Source organism: Gilliamella sp. B14384G12, assembly GCF_016101825.1.
GTDB classification, from domain to species: Bacteria; Pseudomonadota; Gammaproteobacteria; order Enterobacterales; family Orbaceae; genus Gilliamella; species Gilliamella apicola_N.
In genome coordinates this window covers 1-15,300 of sequence record NZ_JACFPU010000015.1, presented here as the reverse complement: position 1 = coordinate 15,300, position 15,300 = coordinate 1, and the positions used below count along the sequence as shown (strand labels likewise).

Below are 15,300 nucleotides of genomic sequence, written 5' to 3'. Positions count from 1 at the left end.
AAATTATCTTACTTGATACAAAAATCAGTGCATCATAAATTAAGTAAGATTATTAATATGATTTTATTCGATGATTAAATTATCACAATAAAGGGGCAATTATGTCAGATCCCATTTTTCAAGGAACTTTTTTTGAAAAGTTCCTATCTATCACACACTATCAAACTTTAATTGGTATTGGACTACTGCTAGTTTGTTTTTTTGGAGTGATGAAACCGTTACAAGATAAAAAAATTAATTTTTCTCTTCGTATGTTAGTTGGGTTAATACTTGGTGCAGTGCTTGGTTTAGGTATACAAGCTGCAGCAGGATTCCCTGATACATCAAATGTTTGGATGCAAGAGACAGCTACATGGTATGGCCTTTTTGGACGTGCTTTTATTGCCTTTATTCGCATGCTAGTCATTCCTTTGATATTTGTCTCTATTGTTAAAGTCATTATTGATTTTTCTGGTAAAGAAAACCTACCACAAATCGCATTTAGAGGGATATTCTGGTTACTGTTTACCACTGCAATTGCTTGTATAGTTGGTATTGCTTTGGCTAATTTGTTTGAATTAGGAGAAATCAGCTCTACAACTGAGCATCATGCTCAAGCTAAACAATACACTAATATAATTGATACTTTTGTAAACCTTATTCCAAGTAATATCATTGCATCAATGGTTAAAGAAAATATTGTTGGATTAGTTATCTTTTCTGCTCTTATGGGGATTGCTGCCAATCGAATGGAAAAGAAAAATCCACAACCGATTGCTCTGTTTAAAACCTTTATTGAAGCACTTTATAAAATTGTGATGTCAATTGCCATGACCATCATTAAGTATATGCCATATGCAGTCATCGCCCTTCTAGCTAGAACCATTATTTCTAATGGTATACCTGCAATTGTTGAAGTATCAGGTTTTGTTGCAGCCATCTACATTGCCACATTGATCATGTTAATTGTGCATGTTTTAGTTGTTATGATTCACGGTATATCACCTGTCATGTTTATTAAAAAAGCAATGGGAACGTGGTTATTAGCTTTTACAAGCCGTTCGTCAGTTGGTACATTACCCATGACTATCTCAACTTTAACGGTACGTATGGGAGTCAATACAGGCACAGCAAATTTGGTCGGTTCACTTGGTAGTACTATGGGTATGAATGGCTGTGCTGGTTTCTTTCCTGCATTACTTGCTGTTATGGTTGCGCATATGGTGGGTATTGATACTAATTTCCAATTTTATATTATGTTGGTAATTGTAGTCGTCATTGGTTCAATTGGTATTGCTGGTATTCCTGGTACAGCAACAGTTGCTGCAACAGTGGTTTTATCTGGTATGGGCATGGCTGAATACTTCCCATTAATTGGTATGGTTCTGGCGGTCGATCCAATCATTGATATGGCACGTACACTAGCCAACGTATCTGGGGCAATGACTGCGGCAGTCGCTACCGATCGCGAAGTGGGACTTATGGATATGAATACTTTCTATGATCCAAATATTTCTCTTGAAAATGAACAGTCGGATGTTTAATTTAAGTAAAGAATACGCAGAATAAAAAAGGACGTTTAGAGCGTCCTTTTTTATTCAAAAATTAATGTTTAAATTGTTTTTAACCATGCAGTAACATCATCGCCTAAGCTTTTATGACGCATTGCGTATTGTACAAAGGTTTGTACATAACCCAATTTATTACCACAATCATGACTCCGGCCTTTAATACAATATGCATCAACGGAGTCCTCTTTAAGTAACATTGCAATTGCATCCGTGAGTTGAATTTCGCCACCTGCACCTAATGGTGTTTTAGCAAGTAAAGGCCAGATTTTTTCAGATAAAACATAACGCCCAACAACCGATTGATTGGATGGAGCTTCTTCAACTGATGGTTTTTCAACGACACTATACATTTGTGTAACAGCACCAGCAGACAATTCTTGACCATGGCAGTCGACAATCCCATAAGAAGAAACTAACTCTTTCGGTACTGGCTCAACCATAATTTGACTATGCTTGGTCTCATGATAATTATTAATCATTGCCGCTAAATTATCTTTTGTTAGATCGCTTTCATACTCATCAATAATCACATCTGGTAGCACAACCGCGAAAGGTTCATCGCCAACCAAAGGATAAGCACACAATACGGCATGACCAAGTCCTTTGGCTAAACCTTGTCGAACACTCGTTATTGTTACATTTTTAGGTAAAATACTTTGTACTTCTTGTAACAGTTGACGTTTAACACGCGCTTCTAACATTGCTTCTAATTCAAAACTAGTATCGAAGTGGTTTTCAATTGAATTTTTTGATGAGTGGGTAACAAAAATGATCTCAGTAATGCCTGCCGCAATACACTCTTTTACTACATACTGAATAAGTGGTTTATCAACCACAGGTAACATTTCCTTAGGAATGGCTTTAGTAGCAGGTAACATTCGAGTACCAAGACCGGCAACAGGGATAACGGCCTTTTTGACGTTTCCATTCAAAGTTGATTCAAAACTTGATGACATTTTATTTCCTTAAAAAAATTAGCAGATAACACAACTATTATAATAGTCTCTATTATCTCTATGCCATATTAACAATATGTATTTTCAACCCATAATGACATTAACATATAGGGAATCAAAGTACATGTATGAATAATTGCCCTTGTAAAATTTCATATATTACGTTGATTCGATATCAAATTGTAATAAACGATAAAAAAAGCTAAATCTAACATATTAAACGTAGCATTGATAATCTTTACAATATAAAAACAATTCTAAAGAATAATTATCAAAAATTAAATAAGAAAGAGAAATAAATTTTGTTAATAAACTCGATACTATAAATATCAATTCAACCAATAATACTATTAGTTATTTGTCTTTATATAATATCTTATCTATTTATTGATAAATCGTTAGATTCAATTAATGCAGGATTATCCCTATCTTTTGCCAAAGAATCAATAGCAATATAAATAAGCTGGCAGTTTTGCAAAATCGCTTGTCTTACTACAAATTTCGCTTTACGGTCACGAGCTTCTTTTTGCGTGGGACTTATATAGAGATCATCATAGCCATCATCATATAATGTAGCCCTATCAAATAAGGATTGCGCTCGCCAAAATGTTTGTTTAGGATAATCGCGACCCTCAATATTACCCGTCAGTTTTCCTTTCATGCCGGCATAACTTGCTGGTAAATGTTTACTTTGTCGACTTTGAGCAATATAAATATGTGGATAACTTAATACATTTGACGGCAAAGGATTTAATACAAATTCCGTATTAATCATACTTGAATAATGACAGTTTTCAACAGTTAAAGGTGCAGTTCGAAAATTTAACGAACCGCACCCAGTAAGTAAAAAAAATATAACTACTATAATATGTCGCATTTTACTTTTTATAATCTATAAATGATTAATATATATTAATCATCCTTATTATAATTTATCACTAACATTTTCAGCCGTTTTCGAAATGGCTTTACCACCAGATTGAACATCTTTGCCTACACCATTAACTGTATTACATCCAACAATGAGAGTTGTCATTGCAATACCGAATACTAGAATTAACATCTTGCGTAACATAAATATTCTCCTTTTTGTGACTTGATTATTTTAATGTAGCAAATGCTTCCGCCACACGATGAATATTATGGTGATTTAAGCCCGCCACACACATTCTTCCACTGCCCACCAAATAAACAGCAAAATTATCTTTTAATTGTGTGACTTGTTGTTTACTAAAACCAGTATAACTAAACATACCACGCTGCTTAACTAAATAATCAAAATTATGATCTGGCGCTTGTGTTTTTAACAAACTAACTAAAGTAGAACGCATCAATACAATACGATTTCGCATTGATTCAACTTCTTTAACCCAACAGGCTTTCAATTCAGAATTATTTAAAACATAACTGACTAATTGGGCACCATAAGCAGCTGGGCTAGAATAGTTTCGACGAACCGTTGCCTGAAGTTGGCCTAATACACGACGAGCAGCTTCATCATTTTCACACAACACAGATAACCCCCCAACACGTTCCCCATAAAGTGAAAATGTTTTGGAAAACGAGTTACTTATAAAACCACAAAGCCCCACTTCAGCTGCTTTTTTAATTGCGTAACTGTCACTTTCAATACTTTCACCAAATCCTTGATAAGCAATATCCATAAATGGAATGAGATCACGTGTTTGTAATACAGCAATTACTTTATCCCACTGTGATGGTGTTAAATCTGCGCCCGTTGGGTTATGACAACAAGGATGCAGTAATACAATGCTTTTGGCAGGCAATTGTTCCAATGTTTCAAGCATTGAGTCAAATTTAACTCCACATGTTTGTGAATCAAAATAGGGATAGGTATTAACTTTAAAACCTGCGCCACCAAAAATAGCAATATGATTTTCCCATGTTGGATCACTGACCCAGACTTGTGAATTAGGAAAATAACGATATAAAAAATCAGCACCGATTTTTAGTGCTCCTGATCCGCCTAATGTTTGTATAGTTGCAATACGTTTATCTTTATAGGCTGAATGCTCTTCACCAAATAGCAATGACTGAATTGCTTGGCAATAAGAGGGTAAACCGCTCATTGGTAAATAAAGTTGTGCATCTTGTTGATTATGATAAATATAATCACGAGCGATTTTAATACACTCCAATTGAGGGACAACACTATTTTCATCATAATAATAACCAATACTTAAATTAGTTTTACTTTCACGATGATCATTATTAAATTCAGCAACTAAAGATAAAATTGGATCCCCTGCATAGGACTCTACTTTTTCAAACATATTACAACCTAATTGACACAATAACTCATAACTGTAGATTATTGCATCAACTCAATTGGCAATCAATCACTAAATACAAGTTCAACTGTAAATAATTCAATTGAATTTTCATTAGGAATTTCAATCATTTTTGATAAGAATAATCAACGATATATTAAATGAAAAAATTATTCAATTTAAGTTCAATTTTATACTAAAACGTAGGGTTTACCTGAAACTTTTTGACAAAGATTAGCACTTTTTAGTGCTAATCAAACTAGTTAAAATTATTTAGCAGCAATGACTTCAATTTCAACTTTTGCATCTTTAGGAATACGAGCAACTTGTACACAAGAACGTGCAGGGAATCCGGCATTATTTTCGATAAAAAATGCTTCATAAACCGCATTAACAGCAGCAAAATCATTCATATCAGCTAAAAAAATAGTTGTTTTAACGATATTACTCACTTGATAACCTGCCGATGTGATTATTGCTTTAACATTGGCTAAACTTTGTTTTGCTTGTTCTTTAACACAATCTGGCATTTCACCCGTTTCAGGGACTAAAGGAATCTGCCCTGATGCAAATAGCATATTGCCTAAATCGAGTGCCTGAACATATGGTCCGATTGCTGCTGGGGCTTTTTCGGTTTGAATCACTTTTGCCATATTCAATTTTTCTCCTTTTGTATTTATTCTATCTCTTCATTACTTTTTATAAGTAATACACCTTTGTTTATCTATCTTCATTTGAACAGGAAGATAATTTGGTGTCAAGTCAATACACAATTATGATCATGGGACTTCTTAAAATTTTCTGATATGATAATCAAAATTTTTTTATTTATTGAGAGTTAACATGTTTGAGAATTTAACCGACCGTTTATCACAGACATTTCGCAATATTAGTGGTCGTGGACGACTGTCTGAAGATAATATTAAAGAAGCACTGCGCGATGTCCGAATGGCTCTACTTGAAGCCGATGTTGCGCTACCTGTTGTTCGTGAATTTATTAATCAAGTTAAAGAAAAAGCTGTAGGTTTAGATGTCAATAAAAGCCTAACACCAGGCCAAGAGTTTATTAAAATAGTTCAAGCCGAACTGACGGCTGCAATGGGAGAAGTTAACAGTTCACTCAATTTAGCAACCCAGCCACCCGCAGTAATCTTAATGGCTGGTTTACAAGGTGCAGGTAAAACCACCAGTGTTGCAAAACTGGCCAAATTCTTAAAAGAAAAACAGAAGAAAAAAGTACTGGTTGTATCTGCCGATGTTTATCGACCAGCGGCAATTAAGCAGTTAGAAACACTAGCTAAAGCCATTGATGTCGAATTTTTTCCATCTGATGTTAATGAAAAACCAGTTAATATTGTAAATAAAGCCATTTCACACGCTAAACTACAATTTTTTGACGTACTTATTGTCGATACCGCAGGTCGTTTACATGTCGATAATGACATGATGGACGAAATCAAGGCTCTTCATCAAGCAATAAACCCAATTGAAACCCTGTTTGTTGTGGATGCCATGACCGGACAAGATGCAGCCAATACCGCGAAAGCTTTCAATGATGCATTACCACTCACTGGTGTGATTTTAACTAAAGTTGATGGGGATGCTCGTGGTGGTGCAGCGCTTTCTATTCGCAATATTACTGGCAAACCAATTAAATTTTTGGGGATGGGTGAAAAGACCGATGCTTTAGAACCATTCTATCCTGATCGTATTGCCTCTCGTATTTTGGGTATGGGTGATGTTATTTCGTTAATTGAAGAATTACAAAGTAATGTCGATCGCGAGAAAGCAGAAAAAATCGCCAAAAAATTGAAAAAAGGCGATAAATTTGATTTTAATGATTTTCAAGATCAACTTAAACAGATGCGCAATATGGGCGGTATGGGTGCAATGCTGGCAAAATTACCTGGTGTAGGCCAACTGCCGGATCATATCAAAGCACAAATGGATGATAAAATCACTATCAAAATGGAAGCAATTATTGGCTCAATGACGCTCAAAGAGCGTGCAAATCCTGAAATCATTAAAGGTTCACGTAAGCGTCGAATTGCAATGGGTTCAGGAACCCAAGTACAAGATGTGAATAAACTCTTAAAACAGTTTGACGATATGCAAAAAATGATGAAGAAAATGAAAGGTGGTGGCATGATGAAGATGATGCGCCAGATGAAAGGTTTAATGGGCGGTGGAATGGGATTCCCTCCACGTTAAATCTACGCTTAATTTCTTCCTTGTAAAAGGGTCATAATTGAACATTAGACTATCAAAAAAATCGCGCCTTCAACAGCGCGATAATTTTTTTTAATTACCTGATTTAACCGATTCAATCTTTGTTGGGCGATTCATGGTGAGTACGGTACCTATTGATGAAACAATAATAAACACAATTGCTAACCACTGATAACTCGATAATTGTTCGTGCAACACAATTAAACCAGAAAGCGCAGCAAAAACGGGTGATAAACTCATTAAAGTACTAAATGTTTGCGCAGGCAATTTTGGTAGAGCAATCATATCTAATCCATAAGGAATAGCTGAGGCCAATAAAGAGACAACAAACACCAAAGGGAGCAGATCTAACGAAAACATAGCACTACCACTTTGCCATACACCAATTGGAAATAAAAAGCACGAAGCAATTACCGACCCAATAGCGACGCTTGAAGATCCATAAATAGCACCAGCTTTACGCCCAAATAAAATGTAACATGCCCAACAACTGCCTGCTAATAAAGCAAATAAAATACCGACAGGATCTAAATTCCCTGACGCTTGATGAATAGGCAGTAACATAGCTAATCCGATCACGGCAATACCTAGCCAAATAAAATCAAACAATTGACGTGATGAACACATGGCTACCATTATTGGTCCTGTCAATTCGATAGCTACAGCAATGCCTAAAGGAATTCTAGCGATAGCACTATAAAAAGCTAAATTCATACAACCAATTGAAATACCGTATAAAAATATAAATTTTAATGCCGGTTTAGGTATTGGTTTTCGCCAAGGTTTAAAAATGATAATTAAAATTATAGCCGAAAAACACAATCGCCAAGCGGTCATACCTTCAGGTCCTAACACTGGAAAAAGATATTTGGCGATTGAAGCACTACCTTGAATGGAGATCATCGAAACAAAAATCAAAAAAACCGGCCAAGATCTTTTAAACATAAAAATACCTTACTTTAATATATTGAACTTATTGTCTATTTAATTAATGCCAAAAAGTTTGAGATAAACGATACATTTGAGTATAAAATAGACGCTTAAATAACTTACTTAACATTTACCGATTAATTAATTTTCTCTTTTTACTGACAATAAGGCTAGATCTTGTAATGCTTGTTTATAAGGTGAGTCAGGTAAAATAGCAATAACATCCGATGCTTTACGGGCTTCCGCCTGAGCAGCTTGCAAGGTAAACTCAAGTGAACCACATTCATCCATAATATGTAAAATGCGATTTAATAAATGTCGACCATTGCCTTGTTCTATAGCTCGACGAATTAATGCAGCATCCTCAGCATTTTTAGTGTGATGCATGGCGTGTAGGAGCGGTAAGGTTGGCTTGCCTTCATTAAGATCATCTCCTAAATTTTTTCCTAATTTTTGATTATTATCGGCATTGTAATCCAATAGGTCATCAATAATTTGAAAGGCTGTACCTAAATATTTACCGTACTCTTGTAAGGCAAACTCTTGCTGTTCATTTGCACCAGCTAACACCGCAGCAGAATGTGAAGTTGCCTCAAATAAACGGGCTGTTTTGCGATAAATAACTTCTAAATATTGTTCTTTGGTAATATCAGGATCATTACAATTAATTAATTGCTGTACTTCCCCTTCAGCAATAACATTAGTTGCTGCCGACATGATAGTCAAAACCTTAAACGATTCTGTACGCACCATCATTTGAAAAGAACGTGTATAAATATAATCACCGACTAATACACTAGCAGCATTACCAAATAAAGCATTCGCGGTCGATTTACCACGCCTTAAATCAGACTCGTCTACTACATCATCATGCAATAAGGTGGCGGTATGAATAAATTCAATAAAAGCGGCCGTAATAATATGTTTGTCACCTTGATAATTAAGTGCTTTAGCAATTAATAAAGCAATAACAGGACGAATACGCTTTCCTCCACTGCTAATAATATAATTGCCCAACTGATTAATCAAAGCCACATCTGAACTTAGTTCAGCTTGTATAGCTTGGTTCACTTTAACTAAATCATCTTTTACCAGATCGAGTATTTGATTCATTGATGGATTATTCATCAGTTTAACCGCTAGAAATAATAGATATTAATCTTGCTATTATCTGATAAATATTTTTATGCAACAAGAGTTGCGGATCATATTTTAAAAAAAACTACAAATGATAAGCATTTTCATTTAAAATACCCACCTTAAGTTAGAAATGTTTATTAGTATGAAGATTAACTTTGATATAGATATCAGTGATGAAAAGATCCCTCAATCCATTGCTAAGAAAGAGGAAAGAGGTGTTTATTTATATGCATTTATTGCTGTAATGTCACATTTGTGTATACTTACTTTATTGTTTTGTTCTACGCTATTTGTAAAAGACATCGTTGCAGATGAGGGCGATAATTCAATTAAAGCCATAATGATTGATTTTTCTCTTGCTGCTCCAGAACAATCATTAGTTGAAAATACACCTGATATTCAAGGTGCTCAAGACAGTGAAATTATTGATAACAAACCAATTGAAGAGACACCAATTGTTGAACCTGAACCTATTGAAGAAACAATACCTGACAAACCTGCAGTAATAACTGAAAAAGATATTATTGTAAAACAAAAAGATAAGCCTAAGAAAAAGCGCCGCCCTGTGCAAAAAGCATCACGTCAACAAGTAAGGCAAGAAGTCATTGCTGAAAATATCTCTAATACTTCAGTTGCCCCACAAATATCTGATAGTCGTCGATACTCAGGTAATCCCTCACCGATTAGTCGCAATCAACCCGAGTATCCTCGCCGAGCACTTGATATGCGTTTAGAAGGTTATGTGATAGCACTGTTTGATATAAACAGTAATGGACGTATTGAAAATATTCGGATTATAGAAGCAAAACCCAATAATATCTTTAATCGATCAGTAATTAGTGCAATGAAAATGTGGAAGTATCAACCTATTGCAGCGAAAGATCAGAAAATAAAAATTATCTTTAATCGAGATAAATCCATTAGTTTGGACTAATTATTCACATAATCGTTTTAAGTGACAACAACAAAGCCATAACCTATATCTCGAAAGTGTTATGGCAATAGATATCTATACTCTACAAGTGATTGACCATCAATTGTTCAATTTGTTCAGGCTCTTTAGGAACATCCGCGGTCAAAACTTCATTACCAGATTCGGTAATTAAAATATTATCCTCAATACGAATGCCAATACCTTTATAGCGATCTGGTACATCAGCATCTTTATTAATATACAATCCTGGCTCTACAGTTAACACCATTCCTGGTTCTAAAATTCGATCTCGTCCACTACCAACATCATGCACATCAATACCAAGCCAATGCCCTAAACCATGCATATAAAACGCCAAATAGGCTTTATTAGCAATTAGACTGTCTACATCACCTTGCATAATGCCTAACTTAACTAAACCTATCACCATCGTTCGTACAACTTGGTCATTAACGTCTTTAATGGATGTGCCAGGTTTGAGAAGATGAATTGCCTGATATTGAGAAGCCAAAACGATATCATAAATCTCACGTTGTGCTTGGTTAAATTTGCCATTAATTGGAAATGTTCGAGTAATATCTCCTGCGTAGTATTGATACTCACACCCCGCATCTATCAAAACCAAATCCCCATCTTTCAATTGCTCACTATTATTTTCATAATGCAAAATACAACCATTATTGCCACCACCAACAATGGTGTTATAAGATGGAAAGCGTGCACCGTGCCAAGCAAATTCGTGTAAAATCTCAGCTTCTAATTGATATTCATACATTAAAGGCGCACATTTTTGCATTGCTCTAACATGTGCCACTGCACTAATTTTACAAGCCTTACGTAATAGTTGCATCTCGAAATCGGACTTAAACATCCGCATTTCATGCACGATTGGTCGCCAATCAATGATAGAGCTTGGCGCCACTAAATTTAATCTACTCCCTTGTCTTAAAGTCGCCTGTACTTGGTTAACAATTTTATCGGCATATTGATAAAGTTGATCAGCATGATAAATTGCAGTTTTACCATTTAATAAATCGGGTAGTATGGTATCAATTTCATCAAAAAGATAAGCTTCATCAACGAAAATTGATGCCAATGCAGCTTGCTGACCTAAACGATATCCCGTCCATGTCTCTGCCAAAGGATCCTTTTTTCGATTGAATAATACATACCGCGCACTATTATCTTGTTGTTTAATCACAGCCAACACTGACTCTGGCTCAGCAAAATGGGTAAAATACCAAAAATCACTATTTTGTCGATATGGATAATGAGTATCGTTACTTCGTGTTACTTCAGGAGCAGCGAAAAAAAGAGCAACACTATTGGGCACCATCTGTGCAAGCAACTTTTCACGACGCAAAATAATTTCTGTTTTAATATCTGTTTTCATCATTATGACGACCTTAATTAAGATTAATTACTAGTTAATCTTAATGAATTGTTGGTGTTATTTCAGTTTCATTGAATTCGTCAAAACATAACATTGATGTTATGCGTACATATTCTTTAATTTCTTCAAACGCAAACTCAAGTTCTTGTTGATCTTCTTGCTCATCATAGCCCAAATTAATAATTTGACGTAAATCATAAATAGCTTCTCCCACATCACCTTTAATCCGATTAATTTTGGGTTGTACCAGCCCTATACCAAGTAAAAAATGATTTACCCAACCAACTAAATCATCAATTTGTGCATACAAATCTTTGTCACTAAGAAATAATTGAAATTCAAAATCTTCATCTAAGAGTTGTTGCTTAGTTAACTGATAAAGTTTAGTAATTTGTTCATTCAGAGGTGCAACAACAGTTTGACCATTATTTAACATATCTTCAACTAAAGGACGCCAACTCTCATCATGGTTACCTCCAGCTAAAATACCTACGATAAAACCATGCAACTCAGCTGCTGTAATCCCTACTTTATATTGGACTAATTGACGATTAAGTTCGTCATAATTAATAGTTTCCGCCATTACGCCACCTTGATGTTGTCATATCACAAAAAATGCATTTCTGCACTTTCCACAATTTTAGTATATAATTCTAAACTTGCTATAAATAATAAACAGGTTACTGAGCTTTATAAAGGAATTATTTTGAAGTTATTAAGATTAATGGTTAAATTGCCTCTACTACTATCTTTTTATGCAGTTTTAGCTATATCATTAACCGCTTGTGGTACATTAGTTTCAAATAATGGCGTGATTATCCTTAATGTGCAAGATAAGATACACACTTATGTAACCGGTCAAAATTTACCTAAAACTTATAAATTAGGTAATGGCGAGCAAGAACTGCAACGATTTGAAACATTCTGTCGTAAAGAAATTAGAGCTTCACAACTTGATGGCAGTGAAGAAGTCGTTTTTGAGAATATCAAACATGGTATTCATGGGCAGGTAGAATTTAGAAAATGTAGTGATAAAATCACTCGAATTTACCGATACTGATAAAATCTAGCTATCTCTATAAATTATGGCTAATAATATTCAATGAATGTCAAAGATCTATGAAATCTTACTAGCCTTTCATGCAGTTTTTATTTATATTGGTTGCTGAAAAGAAAATATTTTTAGGAGCAAAAATAATATGTATAAACAAGATGTAACAATTACGGCATCAAATGGTCTTCATACCCGTCCAGCGGCGCAATTTGTCAAAGAAGCCAAAAATTTTAATGCTGAAATTACCGTTACTTCAAATGGTAAAAGTGCAAGTGCCAAAAGCTTATTTAAATTACAAACTTTAGGTTTAACACAAGGAACAACAATTACTATTTCAGCCGAAGGCGAAGATGAAAAAGAAGCAGTACAACATCTTGTAAAACTAATTCCAGAATTAGAATAATAACTCCAAATTAGCTATGAACAGTTTTAAAATTGAATAAGGATTAAATTTATGGTATCAGGTATACTTGTTTCCCCCGGTATCGCTTTTGCAAAAGCGCTATTATTAAAAGAAGAGCCTATTGTTATTAGTAATAGACAAATTCTTGATAACAAAATTGACGCTGAAATTGAACGCTTCAAAGAAGCTCGAGAAAAATCAAGTGAGCAATTACATGCAATCATGGAGCGAGCAAAATCTACATTAGGCGAAGATAAAGCAGCAATATTTGAAGGTCATATCATGCTTCTTGAAGATGAAGATCTTGAACAAGAAGTTATTTCACGTATTCAAACTAAACATTCTACCGCTGATGCCGCAGTTCAATCCGTTTTTGAAACTCAAGCTAAAGAACTGGAAAATTTAGATGATGAATATTTAAAAGAACGTGCAGCAGATATTCGCGACATCGGTAAACGCTTACTTAAAAATATCTTAGGTATTGAAATTGTTGATTTAAGTGCTATTAGCCAACCATGTATTTTAGTTGCAACAGATTTAACACCATCTGAAACCGCTCAATTAAATTTAGACATGGTATTAGGTTTTATTACTGATGCTGGTGGACGAACATCACATACATCAATTATGGCTCGTTCATTAGAAATTCCAGCCATTGTAGGCACATCTAACGCAACCCAAGAAATCAAACAAGGTGATTTTGTTATTTTAGATGCAATTAATAATGCTATCTATATCAATCCAGATCACACTACCCAAGAAAAATTAAAACAAGTTCAAGCAAAATTTATTAGCGATAAAGAAGAACTTTCAAAATTGAAAGACTTGCCAGCTGTAACGCTTGACGGACACCAAGTCGAAATTTGTGGCAACATAGGTACTGTGCGTGATATTGCTGGTGCAGAACGCAACGGTTATGAAGGTGTTGGTTTATACCGTACCGAATTCTTATTTATGGATCGCGATGCTTATCCTGATGAAGAAGAACAATTTAAAGCTTACAAAGAAGTAGCTGAATCAACTCATGGTTTATCCGTAATTGTACGTACAATGGATATTGGTGGCGATAAAGATGTACCTTATATGCATTTACCAAAAGAAGAGAATCCATTTTTAGGCTGGCGTGCAATTCGTATTTGTTTAGATCGTAAAGAAGTACTTCATGCCCAATTACGTGCAATCTTACGTGCATCTGCATTCGGTAAATTACGTATTATGTTCCCAATGATTATTTCAGTGGAAGAAATTCGCATATTAAAATCTGAAATCAATATTCTTAAAGAACAATTAACGACTGAAGGCAAAGCATTTGATAAAAATATCGAAATTGGTGTGATGATTGAGACCCCAGCAGCAGCAGTGATTGCGCATCACTTAGCCAAAGAAGTAGATTTCTTTAGTATCGGAACGAATGACTTAACTCAATATACACTTGCTGTTGACCGTGGTAATGAATTGATTTCTCATCTTTACAACCCATTATCACCTTCTGTATTAACATTGATTAAAAATGTTATTGATGCATCGCATAAAGAAGGTAAATGGACTGGAATGTGTGGTGAGCTTGCTGGTGATGAGCGCGCAACAATTTTATTATTAGGTATGGGGCTTGATGAATTTAGTATGAGTGCGGTATCAATTCCAAAAATTAAGAAATTGATTCGCAATACTAATTTTGAAGAGGCGAAAAAGTTTGCTGATACAGTATTACAAAAAGCTACAGCCAAAGAAATTATTGACTTAATTGAAAATTATACCGCTGAAAAGCAAATTTGTTAGGAGACAATGATGGGTCTATTCGATAAAATCAAGCAATTAGTATCCGATGATAATAAAAATAGCATCGAAATTATTGCACCTTTAAGTGGCGAAATAGTCAAAATCGAAGATGTACCAGATGTGGTTTTTGCTGAAAAAATCGTTGGTGATGGTGTTGCAATTAAACCTTCAGGTAATAAAATTGTTGCACCTTTAAACGGTAAAATTGGCAAAATCTTCGAAACCAATCACGCTTTTGCAATTGAGTCAGATGAAGGAATTGAGCTTTTTGTTCATTTTGGTATCGACACAGTAGAGTTAAAAGGTGAAGGCTTTAAGCGAATTGCTGAAGAAGGTCAACAAGTAAAAGTAGGCGATACGATCATTGAAATCGATCTGCCATTACTTGAAAGTAAAGCTAAATCAGTGTTAACACCAGTGGTTATTTCTAATATGGAAACAGTGGTAGAATTAACTAAACTTTCTGGTTCTGTTGAAGCAGGTAAAACACCGATAATGCGTGTGAAAAAATAATTTTTTCATTTAAGCTAATCATAAAAAAACCTTCAGCCTAATGAAGTGACCCCCAATAGTTGGACAACCAATTACAGGGGGTCTTTTTATGTCAAAATATAGTCGAGATTTAAAAATTATCATAGCTA

Annotated in this window: 16 protein-coding genes; 7 read left to right on the top strand and 9 right to left on the bottom strand. The window is 34.8% G+C overall.

Annotation, left to right across the window (positions count from 1 at the left end; all coding sequences use genetic code 11):
• Positions 1–101 precede the first annotated feature (101 nt).
• The gene (locus tag H3S73_RS12355; RefSeq protein WP_198236788.1) at positions 102–1,523 is read left to right on the top strand and encodes a cation:dicarboxylate symporter family transporter; all 1,422 of its coding nucleotides are present in this window, start codon (positions 102–104) and stop codon (positions 1,521–1,523) included.
• Between the two features lie 68 nt (positions 1,524–1,591).
• Here H3S73_RS12355 and galU read toward each other — a convergent pair whose 3' ends face one another.
• The 5 genes from galU to H3S73_RS12330 form a co-directional block, all read right to left on the bottom strand.
• Positions 1,592–2,506, bottom strand: a complete 915-nt coding sequence (gene galU, locus H3S73_RS12350) for a UTP--glucose-1-phosphate uridylyltransferase GalU (RefSeq protein ID WP_198228839.1) — start codon at positions 2,504–2,506, stop codon at positions 1,592–1,594.
• A 376-nt stretch (positions 2,507–2,882) separates the two neighbouring features.
• Positions 2,883–3,383, bottom strand: coding sequence for a hypothetical protein (locus tag H3S73_RS12345; RefSeq protein WP_198228838.1), 501 nt, complete (start codon positions 3,381–3,383; stop codon positions 2,883–2,885).
• Between the two features lie 48 nt (positions 3,384–3,431).
• The gene (locus H3S73_RS12340) at positions 3,432–3,581 is read right to left on the bottom strand and encodes an entericidin A/B family lipoprotein (protein ID WP_081301693.1); all 150 of its coding nucleotides are present in this window, start codon (positions 3,579–3,581) and stop codon (positions 3,432–3,434) included.
• Between the two features lie 25 nt (positions 3,582–3,606).
• Positions 3,607–4,800, bottom strand: coding sequence for an amino acid aminotransferase (locus H3S73_RS12335; RefSeq protein ID WP_198236787.1), 1,194 nt, complete (start codon positions 4,798–4,800; stop codon positions 3,607–3,609).
• A 266-nt stretch (positions 4,801–5,066) separates the two neighbouring features.
• Positions 5,067–5,450: a RidA family protein gene (locus H3S73_RS12330; protein ID WP_198228836.1), complete on the bottom strand. Its 384-nt coding sequence runs from the start codon at positions 5,448–5,450 to the stop codon at positions 5,067–5,069.
• Positions 5,451–5,640: 190 nt separating this feature from the next.
• Here H3S73_RS12330 and ffh point away from each other — a divergent pair, with 190 nt between their 5' ends.
• Positions 5,641–7,008: a signal recognition particle protein gene (gene ffh, locus H3S73_RS12325; RefSeq protein WP_198228835.1), complete on the top strand. Its 1,368-nt coding sequence runs from the start codon at positions 5,641–5,643 to the stop codon at positions 7,006–7,008.
• Positions 7,009–7,098: 90 nt separating this feature from the next.
• On the opposite strand, the gene H3S73_RS12320 is transcribed toward ffh, so the two are convergent.
• Both H3S73_RS12320 and ispB read right to left on the bottom strand, forming a co-directional pair.
• Entirely contained in the window at positions 7,099–7,971 is an 873-nt protein-coding gene (locus H3S73_RS12320; RefSeq protein ID WP_198228834.1) for an EamA family transporter, read from the bottom strand.
• Positions 7,972–8,097: 126 nt separating this feature from the next.
• Positions 8,098–9,084: an octaprenyl diphosphate synthase gene (gene ispB / locus H3S73_RS12315; protein WP_232352578.1), complete on the bottom strand. Its 987-nt coding sequence runs from the start codon at positions 9,082–9,084 to the stop codon at positions 8,098–8,100.
• A 154-nt stretch (positions 9,085–9,238) separates the two neighbouring features.
• On the opposite strand from ispB, the gene H3S73_RS12310 reads away from it, so the two are divergent.
• On the top strand, positions 9,239–10,030 hold the full coding sequence (locus tag H3S73_RS12310) for a TonB family protein (RefSeq protein ID WP_198236786.1): 792 nt from the start codon (positions 9,239–9,241) through the stop codon (positions 10,028–10,030).
• A gap of 82 nt (positions 10,031–10,112) precedes the next feature.
• On the opposite strand, the gene pepP is transcribed toward H3S73_RS12310, so the two are convergent.
• Together pepP and H3S73_RS12300 are read right to left on the bottom strand one after the other, a co-directional pair.
• Entirely contained in the window at positions 10,113–11,423 is a 1,311-nt protein-coding gene (pepP, locus tag H3S73_RS12305) for a Xaa-Pro aminopeptidase (RefSeq protein ID WP_198236804.1), read from the bottom strand.
• 40 nt (positions 11,424–11,463) lie between these two features.
• The gene (locus H3S73_RS12300; protein WP_198236785.1) at positions 11,464–12,006 is read right to left on the bottom strand and encodes a UPF0149 family protein; all 543 of its coding nucleotides are present in this window, start codon (positions 12,004–12,006) and stop codon (positions 11,464–11,466) included.
• Between the two features lie 123 nt (positions 12,007–12,129).
• On the opposite strand from H3S73_RS12300, the gene H3S73_RS12295 reads away from it, so the two are divergent.
• The 4 genes from H3S73_RS12295 (at position 12,130) to crr (ending at position 15,172) form a co-directional block, all read left to right on the top strand.
• On the top strand, positions 12,130–12,483 hold the full coding sequence (locus tag H3S73_RS12295) for a hypothetical protein (RefSeq protein ID WP_144092884.1): 354 nt from the start codon (positions 12,130–12,132) through the stop codon (positions 12,481–12,483).
• 139 nt (positions 12,484–12,622) lie between these two features.
• A complete protein-coding gene (gene ptsH, locus H3S73_RS12290) occupies positions 12,623–12,880 on the top strand; it encodes a phosphocarrier protein Hpr (RefSeq protein ID WP_025316545.1) in 258 nt (85 codons plus the stop codon).
• A gap of 51 nt (positions 12,881–12,931) precedes the next feature.
• The gene (gene ptsI / locus H3S73_RS12285) at positions 12,932–14,659 is read left to right on the top strand and encodes a phosphoenolpyruvate-protein phosphotransferase PtsI (RefSeq protein WP_232352580.1); all 1,728 of its coding nucleotides are present in this window, start codon (positions 12,932–12,934) and stop codon (positions 14,657–14,659) included.
• A 9-nt stretch (positions 14,660–14,668) separates the two neighbouring features.
• Positions 14,669–15,172: a PTS glucose transporter subunit IIA gene (gene crr, locus H3S73_RS12280; RefSeq protein WP_025316547.1), complete on the top strand. Its 504-nt coding sequence runs from the start codon at positions 14,669–14,671 to the stop codon at positions 15,170–15,172.
• The last annotated feature ends 128 nt before the right edge of the window (positions 15,173–15,300 follow it).

Bases quoted from the DNA above. Each gene is read 5' to 3' on its own strand.
- H3S73_RS12300 (WP_198236785.1), bottom strand. From the start codon at position 12,006: ATGGCGGAAACTATTAATTATGACGAACTTAATCGTCAATTAGTCCAA.
- ptsH (WP_025316545.1), top strand. From the start codon at position 12,623: ATGTATAAACAAGATGTAACAATTACGGCATCAAATGGTCTTCATACC.
- H3S73_RS12330 (WP_198228836.1), bottom strand. From the start codon at position 5,450: ATGGCAAAAGTGATTCAAACCGAAAAAGCCCCAGCAGCAATCGGACCA.
- ffh (WP_198228835.1), top strand. From the start codon at position 5,641: ATGTTTGAGAATTTAACCGACCGTTTATCACAGACATTTCGCAATATT.
- ispB (WP_232352578.1), bottom strand. From the start codon at position 9,084: ATGAATAATCCATCAATGAATCAAATACTCGATCTGGTAAAAGATGAT.
- H3S73_RS12335 (WP_198236787.1), bottom strand. From the start codon at position 4,800: ATGTTTGAAAAAGTAGAGTCCTATGCAGGGGATCCAATTTTATCTTTA.
- galU (WP_198228839.1), bottom strand. From the start codon at position 2,506: ATGTCATCAAGTTTTGAATCAACTTTGAATGGAAACGTCAAAAAGGCC.
- H3S73_RS12320 (WP_198228834.1), bottom strand. From the start codon at position 7,971: ATGTTTAAAAGATCTTGGCCGGTTTTTTTGATTTTTGTTTCGATGATC.
- ptsI (WP_232352580.1), top strand. From the start codon at position 12,932: ATGGTATCAGGTATACTTGTTTCCCCCGGTATCGCTTTTGCAAAAGCG.
- H3S73_RS12310 (WP_198236786.1), top strand. From the start codon at position 9,239: ATGAAGATTAACTTTGATATAGATATCAGTGATGAAAAGATCCCTCAA.
- H3S73_RS12355 (WP_198236788.1), top strand. From the start codon at position 102: ATGTCAGATCCCATTTTTCAAGGAACTTTTTTTGAAAAGTTCCTATCT.
- H3S73_RS12340 (WP_081301693.1), bottom strand. From the start codon at position 3,581: ATGTTACGCAAGATGTTAATTCTAGTATTCGGTATTGCAATGACAACT.
- crr (WP_025316547.1), top strand. From the start codon at position 14,669: ATGGGTCTATTCGATAAAATCAAGCAATTAGTATCCGATGATAATAAA.
- pepP (WP_198236804.1), bottom strand. From the start codon at position 11,423: ATGAAAACAGATATTAAAACAGAAATTATTTTGCGTCGTGAAAAGTTG.
- H3S73_RS12345 (WP_198228838.1), bottom strand. From the start codon at position 3,383: ATGCGACATATTATAGTAGTTATATTTTTTTTACTTACTGGGTGCGGT.